The sequence below is a fragment of the Streptomyces sp. NPDC102402 genome (genome assembly GCF_044765765.1).
Classification (GTDB): domain Bacteria; phylum Actinomycetota; class Actinomycetes; order Streptomycetales; family Streptomycetaceae; genus Streptomyces.
On the sequence record NZ_JBIWKR010000005.1, the window covers coordinates 527,305 to 542,244 of the forward strand.

15 protein-coding genes and 1 pseudogene are annotated in these 14,940 nt (G+C 71.9%); 9 read left to right on the forward strand and 7 right to left on the reverse strand.

From position 1 onward, the window contains the following. The first annotated feature begins 45 nt into the window (after positions 1–45). From ACIRJR_RS19030 to ACIRJR_RS19040, 3 genes are all read left to right on the forward strand, one after another. Positions 46–1,395: an amidohydrolase gene (locus tag ACIRJR_RS19030; RefSeq protein WP_403781694.1), complete on the forward strand. Its 1,350-nt coding sequence runs from the start codon at positions 46–48 to the stop codon at positions 1,393–1,395. 201 nt (positions 1,396–1,596) lie between these two features. Beyond that, positions 1,597–2,145 (forward strand): TetR/AcrR family transcriptional regulator, encoded by a 549-nt coding sequence (locus tag ACIRJR_RS19035; protein WP_403781697.1) that lies wholly within the window; start codon positions 1,597–1,599, stop codon positions 2,143–2,145. A gap of 40 nt (positions 2,146–2,185) precedes the next feature. Further along, a complete protein-coding gene (locus tag ACIRJR_RS19040; RefSeq protein ID WP_403781700.1) occupies positions 2,186–4,351 on the forward strand; it encodes an MMPL family transporter in 2,166 nt (721 codons plus the stop codon). Between the two features lie 136 nt (positions 4,352–4,487). On the opposite strand, the gene msrB is transcribed toward ACIRJR_RS19040, so the two are convergent. The 4 genes from msrB to ACIRJR_RS19060 form a co-directional block, all read right to left on the reverse strand. Then, positions 4,488–4,895 (reverse strand): peptide-methionine (R)-S-oxide reductase MsrB, encoded by a 408-nt coding sequence (gene msrB / locus ACIRJR_RS19045; protein WP_403781703.1) that lies wholly within the window; start codon positions 4,893–4,895, stop codon positions 4,488–4,490. Positions 4,896–4,905: 10 nt separating this feature from the next. Further along, complete coding sequence (gene murC / locus ACIRJR_RS19050; protein WP_403781706.1) at positions 4,906–6,300, reverse strand: UDP-N-acetylmuramate--L-alanine ligase; 1,395 nt, start codon at positions 6,298–6,300, stop codon at positions 4,906–4,908. A 45-nt stretch (positions 6,301–6,345) separates the two neighbouring features. Beyond that, complete coding sequence (locus ACIRJR_RS19055) at positions 6,346–6,798, reverse strand: indole-3-glycerol phosphate synthase (protein WP_403781709.1); 453 nt, start codon at positions 6,796–6,798, stop codon at positions 6,346–6,348. A gap of 157 nt (positions 6,799–6,955) precedes the next feature. After that, a complete protein-coding gene (locus ACIRJR_RS19060; protein WP_403781712.1) occupies positions 6,956–7,738 on the reverse strand; it encodes a pyrimidine reductase family protein in 783 nt (260 codons plus the stop codon). Between the two features lie 58 nt (positions 7,739–7,796). On the opposite strand from ACIRJR_RS19060, the gene zapE reads away from it, so the two are divergent. From zapE to ACIRJR_RS19080, 4 genes are all read left to right on the forward strand, one after another. Further along, on the forward strand, positions 7,797–8,891 hold the full coding sequence (gene zapE / locus ACIRJR_RS19065; protein ID WP_403781715.1) for a cell division protein ZapE: 1,095 nt from the start codon (positions 7,797–7,799) through the stop codon (positions 8,889–8,891). Between the two features lie 83 nt (positions 8,892–8,974). Beyond that, entirely contained in the window at positions 8,975–9,400 is a 426-nt protein-coding gene (locus ACIRJR_RS19070) for an OsmC family protein (RefSeq protein ID WP_329234308.1), read from the forward strand. 134 nt (positions 9,401–9,534) lie between these two features. Continuing rightward, positions 9,535–10,911, forward strand: a complete 1,377-nt coding sequence (locus ACIRJR_RS19075; protein ID WP_403781719.1) for an alkaline phosphatase PhoX — start codon at positions 9,535–9,537, stop codon at positions 10,909–10,911. 117 nt (positions 10,912–11,028) lie between these two features. Further along, complete coding sequence (locus tag ACIRJR_RS19080) at positions 11,029–11,898, forward strand: polysaccharide deacetylase family protein (RefSeq protein ID WP_403781946.1); 870 nt, start codon at positions 11,029–11,031, stop codon at positions 11,896–11,898. A gap of 22 nt (positions 11,899–11,920) precedes the next feature. Here the strand turns inward: ACIRJR_RS19080 and ACIRJR_RS19085 are convergent, their stop codons facing one another. The 3 genes and pseudogenes from ACIRJR_RS19085 to ACIRJR_RS19095 form a co-directional block, all read right to left on the reverse strand. Next, the gene (locus ACIRJR_RS19085) at positions 11,921–12,100 is read right to left on the reverse strand and encodes a hypothetical protein (RefSeq protein ID WP_403781722.1); all 180 of its coding nucleotides are present in this window, start codon (positions 12,098–12,100) and stop codon (positions 11,921–11,923) included. A gap of 25 nt (positions 12,101–12,125) precedes the next feature. Continuing rightward, positions 12,126–12,327: pseudogene (locus ACIRJR_RS19090) on the reverse strand (ABC transporter ATP-binding protein); the annotation flags it as partial. After that, positions 12,327–13,004, reverse strand: coding sequence for an AIM24 family protein (locus ACIRJR_RS19095; protein WP_403781725.1), 678 nt, complete (start codon positions 13,002–13,004; stop codon positions 12,327–12,329). The pseudogene ACIRJR_RS19090 and the gene ACIRJR_RS19095, both read right to left, overlap by 1 nt. Here ACIRJR_RS19095 and ACIRJR_RS19100 point away from each other — a divergent pair. Together ACIRJR_RS19100 and ACIRJR_RS19105 are read left to right on the forward strand one after the other, a co-directional pair. Then, the gene (locus ACIRJR_RS19100) at positions 13,003–13,842 is read left to right on the forward strand and encodes a peptidyl-tRNA hydrolase (protein WP_403781728.1); all 840 of its coding nucleotides are present in this window, start codon (positions 13,003–13,005) and stop codon (positions 13,840–13,842) included. The genes ACIRJR_RS19095 and ACIRJR_RS19100 overlap by 2 nt on opposite strands. Before the next feature lie 245 nt (positions 13,843–14,087). Continuing rightward, the gene (locus ACIRJR_RS19105) at positions 14,088–14,840 is read left to right on the forward strand and encodes a DUF4142 domain-containing protein (protein ID WP_403781949.1); all 753 of its coding nucleotides are present in this window, start codon (positions 14,088–14,090) and stop codon (positions 14,838–14,840) included. Positions 14,841–14,940: the final 100 nt, after the last annotated feature.

Here is a 14,940-nt window from a genome sequence, read left to right on the forward strand (position 1 = left end):
CCCTCCCCGCCCGTTCGCCGCGCCGACCCCGAAGCAGGAGTGCCCATGCAGCCGTCCTCACCCGCCTCCGGTACCTTCTCCCGCCGCACGATGCTGGCCGGTGCCGCCGCACTGGCCGGCACCGCGGCCACGACGACCGCGGCCGTCGCCGCACCGGCCGGAGCCACCGCCGCCGGCCCCTCGGGGGCCGGCACCGGGACCGTCGTCTTCCGTGACGTACGCCCGCTCGGCACCCAGCACCCCACCGACCTCGTGGTGGTCGACGGCCGCGTCTCGGACGGCCCGGCGCCCCGGGGCGCGAGGGTCGTCGACGGCGGCGGCCGCATCGCCCTGCCGTCCCTCGTGGACGCGCACATCCACCCCGACAAGACGACCTGGGGCGGATCCTGGGTGTCGCGCCGCCCGGCGAGCGGCATCGCCGACTACGTGGAACAGGACGTTGAGCTGTTCCACAGCCAGCGCCGCTCCGTGGCGGAGCGCGCGTACGGCCTGATGACCCACGCCGTCAGCCGCGGTACGCGGGGGATGCGCGCCCACGCCGACGTGGCGCCCGCCTACGGCCTCGCCGGGGTCGAGGGGCTCGCGGAGGCCCGCCGGCGGCTGCGCCACGCCCTGGACGTCCAGATCGTGGCCTTCCCGCAGCACGGCGTGATCCGCACCCCTGGCACGGTGGAACTGCTGGAGGAGGCCGCGCGCGGCGGCGCCGTCGACATGATCGGCGGTATCGACCCCGGCGGCTTCGACCAGGCTCCGGAGGAGCAGCTCGACGCCGTCTTCGGCATCGCGGACCGCCATGGCGTCGGCCTGGACATCCATCTGCACGACCGCGGGGCGAAGGGGCTCGAAGCGATGCGCGGCATCATCGACCGCACACGCGCCCTGTCGCTGACCGGCAAGGTCACCGTCAGCCACGTCTTCTGCCTGACCGGCCTGGCGGACGGCGAACTCGGTTCCGTCGCCGCCGATCTCGGTGACCTGGACATCGCGCTGACCACGGTGGCGCCGTCCGGCTCGCTGGTGCTCCCGATCGCCCGGCTGCGCGAGCACGGAGTGCGGGTGGGGCTCGGCTCCGACGGCGTACGCGACTCCTGGAGCCCTTTCGGCAACGCCGACATGCTGCACCGCGCACATCTGCTCGGGTGGGTCACGGACGTGCGGCTCGACGACGAACTGACGGAGTGCTACCGGGTGGCGGCCCACGGGGGCGCGGACGTCATGGGCCTCCCGCACGCGGACCTGAAGCCCGGCGCTCCGGCCGACTTCGTCCTCGTGCGAGGCGAGTGCCTGCCGCAGGTCGTCGTGGACATGCCCCAGCGGGACATGGTCGTGCACGGCGGTGTCGTCGTCGCGCGCGACGGAGAGTTCCTCGGCCGGGGGCGCCCGGCGGGGAAGTGACGCCCGGCCGGGGCACTCCGCACCCCCGCCGGCCGTCGCGCCGGACCCCGGCGACGAGTTCACGGATGGCCCCCCAGCCCTGGGGGGCCATCTCCCTTTCCGCCACCGGGTGCCGGCCACCGCGCGGAATCGGCACACGGACCGGAGAGAGACCCTGACCGACCGGTCAGCTCTGACCGATCGGTCAGCTACGGTGGACCCATGCCACGTCCGCCCTCCACGATGCGCCGTCAGATCCTCGACGCCGCACTGCGCCTCTTCGCCGAGCACGGCTTCAAGGGCACCTCGCTCCACGACATCGCGGTCGAGGCCCACTGCTCCAAGGCCTCCCTGCTCTACCACTTCGCCGGCAAGGACGCGATCCTCACCGAGCTGCTGACGCCGCCGGCCGAGAGCCTCTCCGTCATGCGGGAGGAGTTGGCGGCGCTGAAGGGTGACCAGGCCGTCGAGTCGGCCGTGAGGGTCTACGTCGGCCTGGCGATGCGCTTCCACCTGGAAGTCAAGATCATCTTCGCCGAACTGCCCGACATGCTCGGCCATCCGGTCCTGGCCGTCATCCCCCAGGCGGTCGACCAGCTCGCGGACGCGCTCGCGGGCCGGTCGGGGGAACCGCGTGCGCGGGTCATGGCCCAGATGGTGATCGGTGGCGTGGCGGTCACGGTCGCGGCCGGTGAGGACGTCGAACCGGACTTGATGCGTGCCGAATTGATCCAGGGGGCGCTGAGAGCCCTCGGGCGCCCCAGCAGCTGACAGAAGCAGTCCAGAACGAAGAGAAGGACGCCTCCTCCGCATGGCAATCCTGCTGTACCGGCTCGGCCGGCTCTCATTCCGCCGCCGAGGGCGAGTCCTCGCCCTCTGGCTCCTCCTGCTCGCCCTGCTCGGAGGGGGTGCCGCAGCCTTCAACGGCCCCACCACCAGCAAGTTCTCGATTCCGGGCACCGAGTCCCAGAAGGCCCTGGACTCACTCTCCCGGGAATTCCCGCAGGCAGGCGGTGCGACCGGCACCATAGTCGTCGCCGCGCCCGAGGGCGGGAAGCTCACGCCCGCCGCCGTGGCTCCGGTGACCGCCCAGGCCGCGGAGGTTCCCGGTGTGCTCGCGGCCGTCGACCCGTTCGCGTCCAAGGCCGTCTCGCGGGACGGCCGCTACGCCCTGGTCCAGGTGCAGTTCACGACGGGTGTCGACGGCATCACCGACACACAGCGGGAGGCGTTCACCGAGGCCGGCGCGTCCGTCACGGAGCTGCGCGTCGAACACGGCGGCGAGATCATGCGGGGCGTCCCGGAGATCGGCTCGACCGAGGTCATCGGCGTGGCGGTCGCCGCCCTCGTCCTCGTCCTCACCTTCGGCTCCCTGGTCGCGGCGGGCATGACCCTGCTGAACGCGCTGGTCGGCGTCGCGGCCGGCATGGCCGGGCTGTTCGCCCTCAGCAGCGTCGTGGAACTGACCAGCACCGCGCCGATCCTGGCGCTCATGCTGGGCCTGGCCGTCGGCATCGACTACTCCCTGTTCATCACCTCCCGCTACCGCCACTACCTCACGCAGGGCATGGACGGTGAGGAGGCGGCCGGCCGGGCGGCCGGGACCGCGGGTTCGGCCGTCGTCTTCGCCGGTGCCACCGTCGTGATCGCGCTGGCGGGGCTCGCCGTCGCCGGTGTGCCCTTCCTGACGGTCATGGGCCTGGCCGCGGCGGCCACGGTCGCCCTCGCGGTGCTCGTCTCCCTCACCCTGCTGCCGGCCGTCCTCGGCTTCGCGGGCACCCGCGTCCTGCCCCGGAAGCAGCGCACGCGGGAGCAGGCCACCGCGGCCGCTCCCGCCGAGTCCGGATCCGGCTTCCGCTGGGGCCGGATCGTGGCGCGGCTGCGCGTCCCCGTCCTCGTCCTCGGGGTGGCCGGCCTCGGCGCTCTCGCCCTGCCGGTGCAGGACATGCGCCTGGCCCTGCCCGACGCGAGCACCGAAGCGGTCGGATCACCCAACCGCGAGGCCTACGACCTGACCACCGAGGGGTTCGGCGAGGGCTTCAACGGCCGGCTGATCGCCGTCGTCTCCGCCGGCACCCCGCAGGCGACCGGCGCGGCGGTCAAGGAGACGGCCTCGCTGATCACGAAGACCCCGGGGGTGCTGGCCGTCGCCCCGCCGCAGCTGAACGAGAAGGGCACCACGGCCCTGCTGGCCGTGATCCCCGAGACCGGTCCCACGGACGCCGCGACCGAGGACACCGTCCACGGGATCCGTGACCGCGTGGAGGGCGTCACGGGCGCCTCCGTCTCTCTGACCGGCGCCACCGCGGTGGGCATCGACGTCTCCGAGAAGCTCGCCCGCGCGCTGCCGGTCTACCTCCTGCTGGTGGTCGGGCTGTCCGTCCTGCTGCTGATGCTGGTCTTCCGGTCGGTCCTGGTGCCCCTCAAGGCGGCGCTGGGCTTCCTGCTGACGATCGGCGCCACGTTCGGCATCACCGTCGCCATCTTCCAGGAGGGCCACCTGGCCGGGCTGGTCGGCCTCGACACCCCCGGACCGCTGGTCAGCTTCCTGCCCATCCTGCTCATCGGGATCCTCTTCGGGCTGGCCATGGACTACGAGGTCTTCCTCGTCTCCCGGATGCGGGAGGACTTCGTGCACGGCGCGGACGCCCGCGAGTCCGTCGTCAGCGGGGTCGGCCACAACGGGCGCGTGGTCACGGCCGCGGCGGTGATCATGACCGCCGTCTTCGGCGGATTCGTGTTCATGCCCGACCCGATCATCAAGTCCATCGGATTCGCCCTGGCGATCGGCGTGCTCATCGACGCCTTCGTCGTCCGTATGGCCCTCGTCCCGGCGGTCATGCACCTCCTGGGCCGCGCCGCCTGGTGGCTGCCCGGCCCGGTCGACCGGGTCCTGCCCGACCTCGACATCGAGGGTGAGCGGCTGAACCGGGAGATCCCGGTGCCGTCGCAGCCGGCCGAGCTCGTCAAGACGTGAGCGCGCCCGTGCCCCCCGGCCGGACTCCGGGGGGGCACGGGAGGGGCCGGGACACCGCCGCGCCCGTCGGGAGGACGGCTCCCGACGGGCGCGGCGGTGTGGTGCGGACGGCCCCTGACGGCGGGACCGCGCCGGCTCAGCTCTCGTCCGGCGCCAGGGTCAGCGAGATCGAGTTGATGCAGTACCGCTGGTCCGTGGGCGTCCGGTAGCCCTCGCCCTCGAAGACATGCCCCAGGTGCGAGCCGCACCGGGCGCAGCGCACCTCGGTGCGGGTCATGCCCATGCTGTTGTCCGGGATCAGCTCGACCGCGTCGGTGTCCTTCGGGTCGTAGAACGACGGCCAGCCGCAGTGGGACTCGAATTTGGTGTCGGAGCGGAACAGCTCCGCCTGGCAGGCACGGCAGGAGTAGACCCCGGCCGTCTTGGTGTCGGTGTACTCACCGACGAACGCGGGCTCGGTGCCGGCCTTGCGCAGCACCGCGTACTCGGCGGGGGACAGTTCCGCCCGCCATTGCTCGTCCGGCTTCTCGACGTCGTACGACACGGTGGCTCCCTCAGCTCGACAGGTGGTCCAGGATCTGCGGGCCGAGGTCGGTGACGTCGCCCGCTCCCATGGTGAGAACCAGATCGCCCGGCTTCGCCATTCCCGCGACGGCGGCGGGGACCGCGGCCTTGTCGTGGACGGCCGTGACCTCGGCGCCCGCGGCTTTCGCGGCGTCGATGATCAGCTCGCTGGTGACGCCCGGGACCGGGTCCTCACGGGCCGGGTAGATGTCCAGCACCAGCGAGGCGTCGGCGAGGGCGAGGGCCTGGCCCATCTCCGTGCCGAGCTCCTGGGTGCGGGAGAAGAGGTGGGGCTGGAAGACGACCAGGAGCCGGGCGTCCGTGGCCGCGCCGCGCATGGCCTCCAGGTCGGCGGTCATCTCCGTGGGGTGGTGCGCGTACGAGTCGATGACCTGGACGCCGGCCGCCTCGCCCTTGAGCTGGAGTCGGCGCTTGACGCCGGTGTACTTGCCGATGGCGGAGGCCAGGTTGTGCGCGGGGATGCCGAGGGCGACACCGGCGGCGAGCGCGGCCACCGCGTTGTGCGCGTAGTGGCGGCCCGGCACGGAGACCGTGAAGGTGAGGTACTTGCCGTTGAGGACGACCGTGACCTCGCTGGTCAGGCCGCGCGGGGTGACCTTGTGCACGCGTACGTCGGCGCCCTCGGACTCGCCGTAGGTGACGACGTCGAGCGAGGGGAGGCCGCGGACCCGGCGGGTCAGCTCGACGGCGCCGGGCTGGTCGGCGGCGATGACCAGGGTGCCGCCGGGTACGACCTTGCCGACGAAGGTCTCGAAGGACTCGTAGATCTCGTCCATCGACGCGTAGTTCGCGTGGTGGTCCAGCTCCACGTTGAGGACGATCGCGACCTCGGGGACGTACTTCTGGAAGCTCCGGTCGCTCTCGTCGGCCTCGGCGACGAAGATGTCGCCGCCGCCGTGCGTGGCGTTGGTGCCGGGGCCCTCCAGGTCGCCGCCGATGGCGTACGAGGGGTCGAGGGCCAGCTCGGACAGGGCGACGGCGAGCATCGACGTGGTGGTGGTCTTGCCGTGCGTGCCGGCGACCGCGATGGCGCGCAGACCGTCCATCAGCGAGGCCAGTGCGTCGGAGCGGTGCACGACCGGGATGTCCAGCTCGGCGGCGCGGACCAGCTCGGGGTTGTCGGCGCGGATGGCGCTGGAGACGACCACCGAGGTCGCGTCGTCGGCCAGATGGCCTGCGGCGTGCCCGATGTGGACGGTCGCGCCCAGCCCGCGCAGGGCGTCGGCGGTGGCGGACTCCCTGGCATCACTGCCCGCCACCTTCGCACCGCGCTGGGCGAGGATCTTCGCGATGCCCGACATTCCGGCGCCGCCGATGCCGATGAAGTGCGGCCGTTCAAGGGCGGCAGGAATACCGGGTGCCATACGTGTCTCTCCCGAGGTGTGACGTGGTGCTGGGTCCGCCCCAGCCTATTCGCTGTGCGCGAAGAGCTTGAGCACCGGTACGCCGACCTTGTGACGGGCCCGGGAGGCCCAGTCGCGGTGGAAGAACTCCTCGACGTAGTGCGGTGCCGTCAGCACGATGACCTCATCGGCCCCGGAGTCGTCGACCACGGTCTTCAGCTTGTCCAGCGGATGATCCTCGACCACCTGCCCGACGGCCTCCGAACCCGCCTCGCGCAGCTCCCGGAGCGAGTACTCCAGCGCCATCTCGGCGGGCTCCCTGGCCTCCTTGCCCTCCGGCCGCTCCCCTTCGCGGACGGCTTCCCTGAGCTCTCCGATCGCCACGTCGTCGATCGCGCGCAGCAGCACGTCGGCCTGGTCGCTGCGGGGCTGCATCAGTACGACGAACGAGATCCGCTCCTCGCCGTGGAGGGTGGTGACGAATTCCACGTCCTCGGGGGTGAGGGGCTTCTCGATCATCAAAACGCTTGTGAACACGACAGGCGCCCTTCCGCTTCATCTCGTCGGCCGCGGGGACGGCCGCTGTGCTGAAACCATCCTTCCCCGCAATTGCACGGGGTAGCAGGGCTAAGTCTGCCCACCCGGAGCCAACCGGAACGAGTTATTCCGCTAAGTGTCAGATCTTCCCGTACCGACTGAAGAGGAATCCGTCCTCCTCCAGCAGCGACACGAGAGAGAAACGTTCCGGCACGGAGACGGCCGGCCCGCCCGCGATGCGCTGCGCGTCTCCGGCCGTGAGCAGGGGGGCGAGGGTCAGGCAGAGCTCGTCCAGCACTCCCGCGGCGACGAACTGGCCGAGCAGGCGCGGCCCGCCCTCGGTGAGGAGCCGCCCGAGGCCTTGCCCGCCCAGCGCCTCCACCGCGCGCGCCGGGTCGACGGAGGCGCCCTCGCCGGCGAACAGCACCTCGGCCCCGGCCTCGCGGGCCGCGCGGACGCGGTCCGCGGGGGCGGCGGCGCCGGTGACCACGAAGGTCGGGACGAGCGGTGAGACGAACAGCGGGAGCGAGAAGTCCAGGTCCAGGCTCGCGGTGACGACGGCGACGGCCGGGGCGGGGCCCTGCCCGGCCGCCTCGCGCCGGGCGGCGAAGGCCTCCCGGGCCCGCGCGGGCCGGTAACCCTCCGTGCGCACCGTCTCGGCGCCGACGACGACCGCGTCCGCCAGACCGCGCAGCGTGCCGAAGATCCGCATGTCGGCGGCGCACGAGATGCCCTGGGAGCGGCCGTCGTGCTGGGCGGCGCCGTCCAGGGTGGAGACCATGTTGGCGCGGAGCCAGGGGCCCTCTCCCCCGGTGGGGTAGGCGTAGGCGTCGGCCAGTTCCCCGAGTGTCCACTCGCGGCCGGCGGCCTCCGTGGACTCGGCGGGGGCTGTCAGGTCCGTCACAGGGAGCAGGCGTCGCATGTCCGCAGTCTGGCACGGCGCCGAACGCCTCCGGGGTGAGGCCTTAAGGTGGAGAGTTGTGTCGTCCTCCACAGTCGTGCCGGGGCAGAGCCCCATAGCCGAAACGTCCCCGCAGTCCCTGTGCGCCCTAGAGCCGCGCGTTCCCGCCGACCGGCTGGTCGCGGAGATGGTGCCGCCTCCGCGCTTCGACTCGGTGCGCTTCGATACGTACGTACCCGACCCCGACCAGCCGAGCCAGACCGAGGCGGTCGAGGTGCTCAGCTCGTTCGCGGCGAGTCTCGGCGGCGCGCACGCCACGGGCTCGGGGCGGCGCAAGTGGTTCGGGAAGAAGCAGCCCGCCGCTCCCGCCGGACCGCGCGGTGTCTATCTCGACGGTGGGTACGGCGTCGGAAAGACCCACCTCCTGGCCTCCCTCTGGCACGCCACTCCGGCCGACAGCTCGCTCAAGGCCTTCGGTACCTTCGTCGAGCTGACGAACCTGGTCGGCGCGCTGGGCTTCCAGCAGACCGTGCGGACCCTGAGCGGGCACCGGCTGCTCTGCATCGACGAATTCGAACTGGACGACCCGGGCGACACGGTCCTCGTGTCGTCCCTGCTCAGCAGGCTCGTCGAGGCGGGCGTCGCACTGGCCGCCACGTCGAACACACTGCCGGGCAAGCTCGGCGAGGGCCGTTTCGCCGCGGCCGACTTCCTCCGCGAGATCCAGGGGCTGTCCGCGCACTTCAGGCCGCTGCGGATCGACGGCGAGGACTACCGCCACCGCGGGCTGCCCGAGGCGCCCCCGCCGTACTCCGACGACCAGGTGACCAAGGCCGCGTACGCGACCCCGGGTGCCTCGCTCGACGACTTCCCGTCCCTGCTCGACCATCTCGCCCGGGTCCACCCGAGCCGGTACGGCGCACTGACGGACGGGATCGCCGCGGTCTGCCTCACCGACGTGCAGCCCGTGCCCGACCAGTCGACCGCACTGCGCCTGGTGGTCCTCGCGGACCGGCTGTACGACCGCGAGGTCCCGGTGCTCGCCTCCGGTCTCCCCTTCGACCGGCTCTTCAGTGACGAGATGCTGAACGGCGGGTACCGGAAGAAGTACTTCCGGGCCATCTCGCGGCTGACGGCACTGGCGCGTGACGCGAAGGGACTGGTGGCGCAGTAGGTTCGGGGGTTGAAGGACGTGCGTGTGCCTCCGGGTACCGCGTACGTCCGTATGACCGCGCACACCTTTTGAAGGGATCCAGCATGGCTACCACGCGTCAGGCGCACACGGTCTGGGAAGGCAACCTGCTCGAGGGCAAGGGTGTCGTCACCTTCGACTCCTCCGGCGTCGGGGAGTTCCCGGTCTCCTGGCCGTCCCGCGCGGAGAAGGCGAACGGGAAGACCAGCCCGGAGGAGCTCATCGCGGCCGCGCATTCCAGCTGCTTCTCGATGGCGCTCTCCAACGGGCTGGCCACGGCGGGCACCCCGCCCACCCAGCTGAACACCCAGGCCGAAGTCACCTTCCAGCCCGGTACCGGTATCACCGGCATCCACCTCACCGTGGAGGGCGTGGTTCCGGGTCTGGACGAGGCCGGTTTCGTGAAGGCCGCCGAGGACGCCAAGGCGAACTGCCCGGTCAGCCAGGCGCTCACGGGCACCACCATCACGCTCAGCGCCTCTCTGGCCTGATTCCCACGCGTCCCCGGGGCCTCCCGCGCCCCGGGGACACATGGGGCACCGTGGCCCGCATGGTTCCCGCGCGCCGCGTTGCGTGGTACACACATGCGGGTCACTTCACCTGTCCGCCAACAGGGAGTTGCCTCATGTCATCCGCACCTCGACGACTCGCAACACGACGACAGGTCCTGGCCGGGAGCGCCGCGACCGCCGCCTCGGTCGCCTTCACCGGGGCCTTCACCGAACTCTTCGCCGGCACCGCCGAGGCCCGGGGCCACAGCGGCTACGGCCCCCTCCTGCCGGATCCGGACGGTCTCCTGGACCTGCCGAAGGGTTTCCACTACCGGGTGCTCTCCCGGGAGGGTGACCCGCTCCGCTCCGGCGAGGGCCAGGTCCCCAGCAATCACGACGGCATGGCCGCCTTCGCCGGCCGCCACGGCAGGGTGCATCTCGTACGCAACCACGAGAACCGCGTCACCGGGAGGATCGGCGTCCCCACGGTCGACGGGCTCACCTACGACCCCATGGGCAAGGGCGGCTGCACGTCGCTCGAGCTCGACGGCCGCGGCAACGTACGCGGCGAGCGCGTCGCCATCGCGGGCACGGCCGTCAACTGCGCGGGTGGCCCCACTCCTTGGAACACCTGGCTGACCTGCGAGGAGACCGAGGACAAGGCCGGCACCAACGGCTACACGAAGGACCACGGCTTCGTCTTCGAGGTGGACGGCGCCGATCCGCGCCGTACCGGCGCCGTACCGCTGACCGCGATGGGGCGCTTCCAGCACGAGGCCGTCGCCATCGATCCGGACAACGGCATCGTCTACGAGACGGAGGACGCGTTCGAGAGGCCGTTCGGGCTCTTCTACCGCTTCCTCCCCGAGAAGCCGCTGGGCGGGACGGGCTCCCTGCGGGCAGGGGGCGCACTCGAGGCCATGCGGGTGCCAGGCGTACCCGACCTCTCCGCGATCCAGGAGACGGGAGCCTCCTTCGACCGGATCGAGTGGGTCCCCGTACCGGATCCGCAGGCGGCCGGCACGCCCATCAGGCTTCAGGACTTCGGGCCGAAGGGCATCACGCACGCCCAGAAGCTGGAGGGCTGTTACCGGGGCGGCTCGTCGGTGTACTTCGTCTCCAGTTTCGCGCGCAGCGCGGAGGGGTCGGCCGCCGACCACTTCGGGCAGGTGTGGCGATACGAGCCGAAACGGCGCCGGCTCACGCTGGTGATCGTCTTCGGCCCGGACACCGACGTCCAGTTGCCGGGCGAGTCCCCGGACAACATCTGCCTCGCCGCCGGGGGCGGGCTGATGGTCTGCGAGGACGGGGGCGGCGCACAGCACGTTCTGGGAGTGACACGGCGCGGCGAGGTCTACGCGATGGCCCGCGGACGCCAGAACATCGGGACGCCCGAGGAGCCGGAGTGGGGAGAGTTCGCCGGCGTCACGTTCTCACCGGACGGCGGGACGATGTTCGTGAACTGCTACACGCCCGGGACGACCTTCGCGGTGACGGGCCCCTGGCGCTGACCGGGACGCGGCAGCGCGGCTGACCAGGCGCTCCGGCCTCCGGACAGCCGGAGCGTCATGAACCTTATCTGACTAATCGTCAGCTAATGTCCTTCAGTGATCAAATCTGTTCGTACGATGATCGCGCTGACTGTTCTGAGTGGGGTGCTCGCCGGTTGCGGTGGCTCCGAGGGCACCCACGCCAGGACCGCCACGCTTCCGACCGCCTCCCGGGAACCGGTGAAGGGCAGCGCTTCCCCTTCACCGGCCCCGGAGAGCGGGCCACCCGTGCCCGCCCGGGGCCCCGGCGGCCTCACGCCGGTCTTCGAGCGGCGGGCGGACGACTCGGGCACCCGGCGCACGGCAGGCGGGGCCGACAAGGTCGTGGCACTCACCTTCGACGCGGACATGACCGCGGACCAAGGGCCCCGTGCCGCTGACGGCGAACACTTCGACAACCCCGCCCTGATCGCGTCGCTACGCCGGCTGAAGGTCCCTTCGACGGTCTTCATGACCGGCAGGTGGGCGCAGGAGTATCCGGCCCAGGCCCGCGCGATCGGCACCGATCCCCTGTTCGAGATCGGCAACCACTCGTTCAGCCACTACGCCTTCTCCTCCCCCTGCTACGGGCTGCCGGCCGTCGCGGAGACGGAGATGCGGGACGACGTGGAGCGGGCCTTCACCGCGATCCGGAGGACGGGGGCGCGCCAGGTCGTGCCGTACTTCCGCTTCCCGGGCGGCTGCTACGACGACGCGGCGCTGAAGGCCCTGGCCCCGGCCGGGGTGACCGCGGTCCAGTGGGACGTGGTCAGCGGTGACGCCTTCGCCACGGACGCGGACGCGGTGGCCGAGCAGGTACTGGACGGGGTGAAGCCCGGTTCCCTGGTGGTCATGCACTGCACCCGCAGCGCGGCGCCCGTGACGGACGACGCGGTGCGCCGGATCGTCCCGGAACTGCGCGAACGCGGCTACCGCTTCGTCAAGGTCTCCGAGCTGATGCACGGCTGAGCGGGCCACCGCCCGGGCGTCGTCAGCCGGAGCAGGCGTTGCGCCCCGCCTCCTGCCAGGCGCAGACCGGGCAGAGGGTGCTGCCCTTCGTCGACTCCGGGTACTCGGTCGGCTTCCGGCAGAGCACGCACTCCGCGTACGGCGGGCCCGCGTCCGCCGGTGCGGGGGCGGGCCGGGGTGTCTCGCAGTACGCGTCGTCCATGGCACGAGCGTACTCACTCGCGCGGCGCCGCGGGGAAGCCCTCGGAGACGTACGCCGTGCGCGGGCGTCCCGTGACACGTCCCCGGGTCGGCGCGTCGGCACCGGAGAGCAGCCGCAGCGGGGGTCGGCCCGCCCGCACCGCCGGGGCCCCCGATCCGCACGAGGGTGTGTGCGGGCAGCACCCAGGGGCCGCGCAGGCCGCATCGGCGGCCCACTCCTCGCGGCATCAATGGGACGAGGGCTTCTCCGGCTTGAGTTCGCTGGGGCGCACGATGACGAAGCCCTCGCCCTGGAGCATCAGCTGGACCGCCTCGCCGGAGCCGCCGCGCACCATCGAGCCGAAGCTCTGCGAACGGTGCAGGGAGGTGGAGAGCTGGGCGCTCCAGCCGACGACCGCGTCCGTGTCGACGTAGACGGGCTGCTGCGCGGTCACCGGGATGACTATGGGCTGGCCGTCGCAGATCAGGCCGAGCTTCCCGTATCCGCTGAAGACGCTGTTGAAGAGGCCGCCGCCGGTCATGCCGGCCCCCTTCACGGTCTTGATCTCGTAGGAGAGGCTCGCGTCGAAGCAGAGGACGTTGCGGCCGTTGATCGTCAGGACGTCGCCCTGCTCCATCTCGACGATGAAGCAGTTGGCCGCCTCGTGGGCGAACCACGCCTCGCCCTGGCCGGAGACCGCCATCAGGGCCAGCCCCTCGCCCGTCACCGCGCGCTTGAGCATGCCGCCGATGCCCTGGCCCTTGCGCTCGAACTGGAGACTGCCTCGGAAGGCGATCATCGATCCCTGTCGCGCGTGCATCTCACCGTTGACGGCGTACTTGATCGATTTGGCGTTCTGCAGGGTCATGCCGGGGGCGGTGGCCTGCTGCGCCATGTGCTCGCTGGAAAAGAGATCGCTCTTCATGCCGTGCATCCTCACCCGGAGCCCGTCGTTCTGCCAAGAACGGGTTGCCGGAGTGGCCTGGCAGACTGGGTGCGTGAGCAGCGACCGTACGACCGAGCCCCTTCCCGCAGCGCCGGAGGCCTCCGCCGACAGCCCTTTCCGCACGGAGCCGACAGCGCGTGACGAGGCCCCGCAGTTCGTCCTTCCGCTGGTGGTGCACATCGAGAAGACGGACCCTCCGGCGCGCACCGACGCCCTGGTGACCGCCGCCCGCGCGGTGCTCACGATCCTCTCGGACCCCCGCTCACTGGGCGAGGAGGAGTGCGGGACCGAGGGCGAGTGGGCGCGGGCCATGCACGACTGGCAGGACGCCCGCATCCGCAAGGTGGTCCGCCGGGCGCGCGGCGCGGAGTGGCGCAAGGCGTCCACGCTGCCCGGGATCACGGTCACGGGTGTCCACGCCGAGGTGCGGGTGTTCCCTCCGGTGCCCCTGGACGGCTGGCCCAAGGAGCTGGCCAAGCTCCAGGTGTCGGGCACGGATCTGGACGACCCCGACGCCCCCGCCGCACCCGGCCCCGCCGGTCCGGTGCTCTGGATGAACCCTGACGTCTCCATGTCGGCGGGCAAGGCGATGGCGCAGGCCGGGCACGGCGCCCAGCTCGCCTGGTGGGAGCTGTCGGACACCGAGCGCAAGGCGTGGCGCGAGGCGGGCTTCCCCCTCTCCGTCGCGACCCCGGACGCCGCCCGCTGGCGCGAACTCACCGCGAGCGGACTGCCGGTGGTCCGTGACGCCGGGTTCACCGAGGTCGCCCCTGGCTCCTGCACCGTCGTCGCCGACCACCCGGCCCTGCGCCGCTGACCGTGCCGCTTGCGCACCGGGCGTGACCTGGCCCCCGGCGCCTCCCGCATCCGGCCGGGAGGCACCGGGGCAGGGCACGGTTCCGGGTGCCCGCGGAACGCGGGGCGCCCGGGTTGAACACCGCTGCGCCGGCGTACGTATCTCCCCGGTACCGCCGCATCGGGTATTACCGCCAAGTAGGTTGACCCACGATTCAGTTGGCGGTTGATTCGACGCTGTCACGTACCGGCCCGGGAGACATCTTGCTGCGACGCATCAACGGAACGGCCCTGATCATCGCCGCGCTGGTCGCCACACTCGGCGCTCTCGCCTTTCCCGTGTGGTCGTACGCCGACCGCTCCGGCACCGGCGAGGCCAATCTGAACGCGTCCAGCGTGGCCACCCAGTGGGGTCCGCTCTCCGCCACCGACCGGGACTTCCTGATCAAGGTGCGCCTCGCCGGACTGTGGGAACTGCCCGCGGGCCAGCAGGCCATCGAACGCGCCCCGAGCGAGGGTGTGAAGCTCACCGGCGACCATCTGGTGGTCGGCCACACCGATCTGGACCGGCGGGCCCGCGACGTGGCGGCCAAGCTCGGCGTGGAGCTCCCGAACCAGCCCACCGAACAGCAGCAGGGCTGGCTGCGGGAACTCACCGCCGCGAGCGGCGAGGAGTACCAGCTGAAGTTCGCCAACCTCCTGCGCGCCGCACACGGCAAGGTGTTCGCGCTGATCGCACAGGTGCGGCACACCACGCGCAACTCGCTGATCCGGCAACTGGCCTCGGACGCCAACCAGACGGTGCTCGACCACATCACCATGCTGGAACGCACCGGCTTCGTGGACTTCGACGGACTGGCGCGCGACGCGGCCGGCGCCTCGACGGCCAGCCCCTCGGGCCCGCCCGCGCCGTCGGGGGGCGGAGTCCCGCAGGTGCCGGTGCCGGTCACCCCGAGCGGCGACCAGTCGTTCACCTCCCGCCCGGTGCCACCGACGATGGCTCCTCTGCCTCAGCCGTGAGCCCTGCTCGGGCCCTGACCGGGCCACCACGGGCGCCCGCGTGAGCACGCGGGCCGCCCCGCGCCGTCCCCCGGGACCACTGAGCCTTCACGCTGCCCGG

Bases quoted from the DNA above. Each gene is read 5' to 3' on its own strand.
- ACIRJR_RS19030 (WP_403781694.1), top strand. From the start codon at position 46: ATGCAGCCGTCCTCACCCGCCTCCGGTACCTTCTCCCGCCGCACGATG.
- ACIRJR_RS19035 (WP_403781697.1), top strand. From the start codon at position 1,597: ATGCCACGTCCGCCCTCCACGATGCGCCGTCAGATCCTCGACGCCGCA.
- ACIRJR_RS19040 (WP_403781700.1), top strand. From the start codon at position 2,186: ATGGCAATCCTGCTGTACCGGCTCGGCCGGCTCTCATTCCGCCGCCGA.
- murC (WP_403781706.1), bottom strand. From the start codon at position 6,300: ATGGCACCCGGTATTCCTGCCGCCCTTGAACGGCCGCACTTCATCGGC.
- ACIRJR_RS19055 (WP_403781709.1), bottom strand. From the start codon at position 6,798: ATGATCGAGAAGCCCCTCACCCCCGAGGACGTGGAATTCGTCACCACC.
- ACIRJR_RS19060 (WP_403781712.1), bottom strand. From the start codon at position 7,738: ATGCGACGCCTGCTCCCTGTGACGGACCTGACAGCCCCCGCCGAGTCC.
- ACIRJR_RS19070 (WP_329234308.1), top strand. From the start codon at position 8,975: ATGGCTACCACGCGTCAGGCGCACACGGTCTGGGAAGGCAACCTGCTC.
- ACIRJR_RS19075 (WP_403781719.1), top strand. From the start codon at position 9,535: ATGTCATCCGCACCTCGACGACTCGCAACACGACGACAGGTCCTGGCC.
- ACIRJR_RS19080 (WP_403781946.1), top strand. From the start codon at position 11,029: ATGATCGCGCTGACTGTTCTGAGTGGGGTGCTCGCCGGTTGCGGTGGC.
- ACIRJR_RS19085 (WP_403781722.1), bottom strand. From the start codon at position 12,100: ATGGACGACGCGTACTGCGAGACACCCCGGCCCGCCCCCGCACCGGCG.
- ACIRJR_RS19100 (WP_403781728.1), top strand. From the start codon at position 13,003: ATGCCGTGCATCCTCACCCGGAGCCCGTCGTTCTGCCAAGAACGGGTT.
- ACIRJR_RS19095 (WP_403781725.1), bottom strand. From the start codon at position 13,004: ATGAAGAGCGATCTCTTTTCCAGCGAGCACATGGCGCAGCAGGCCACC.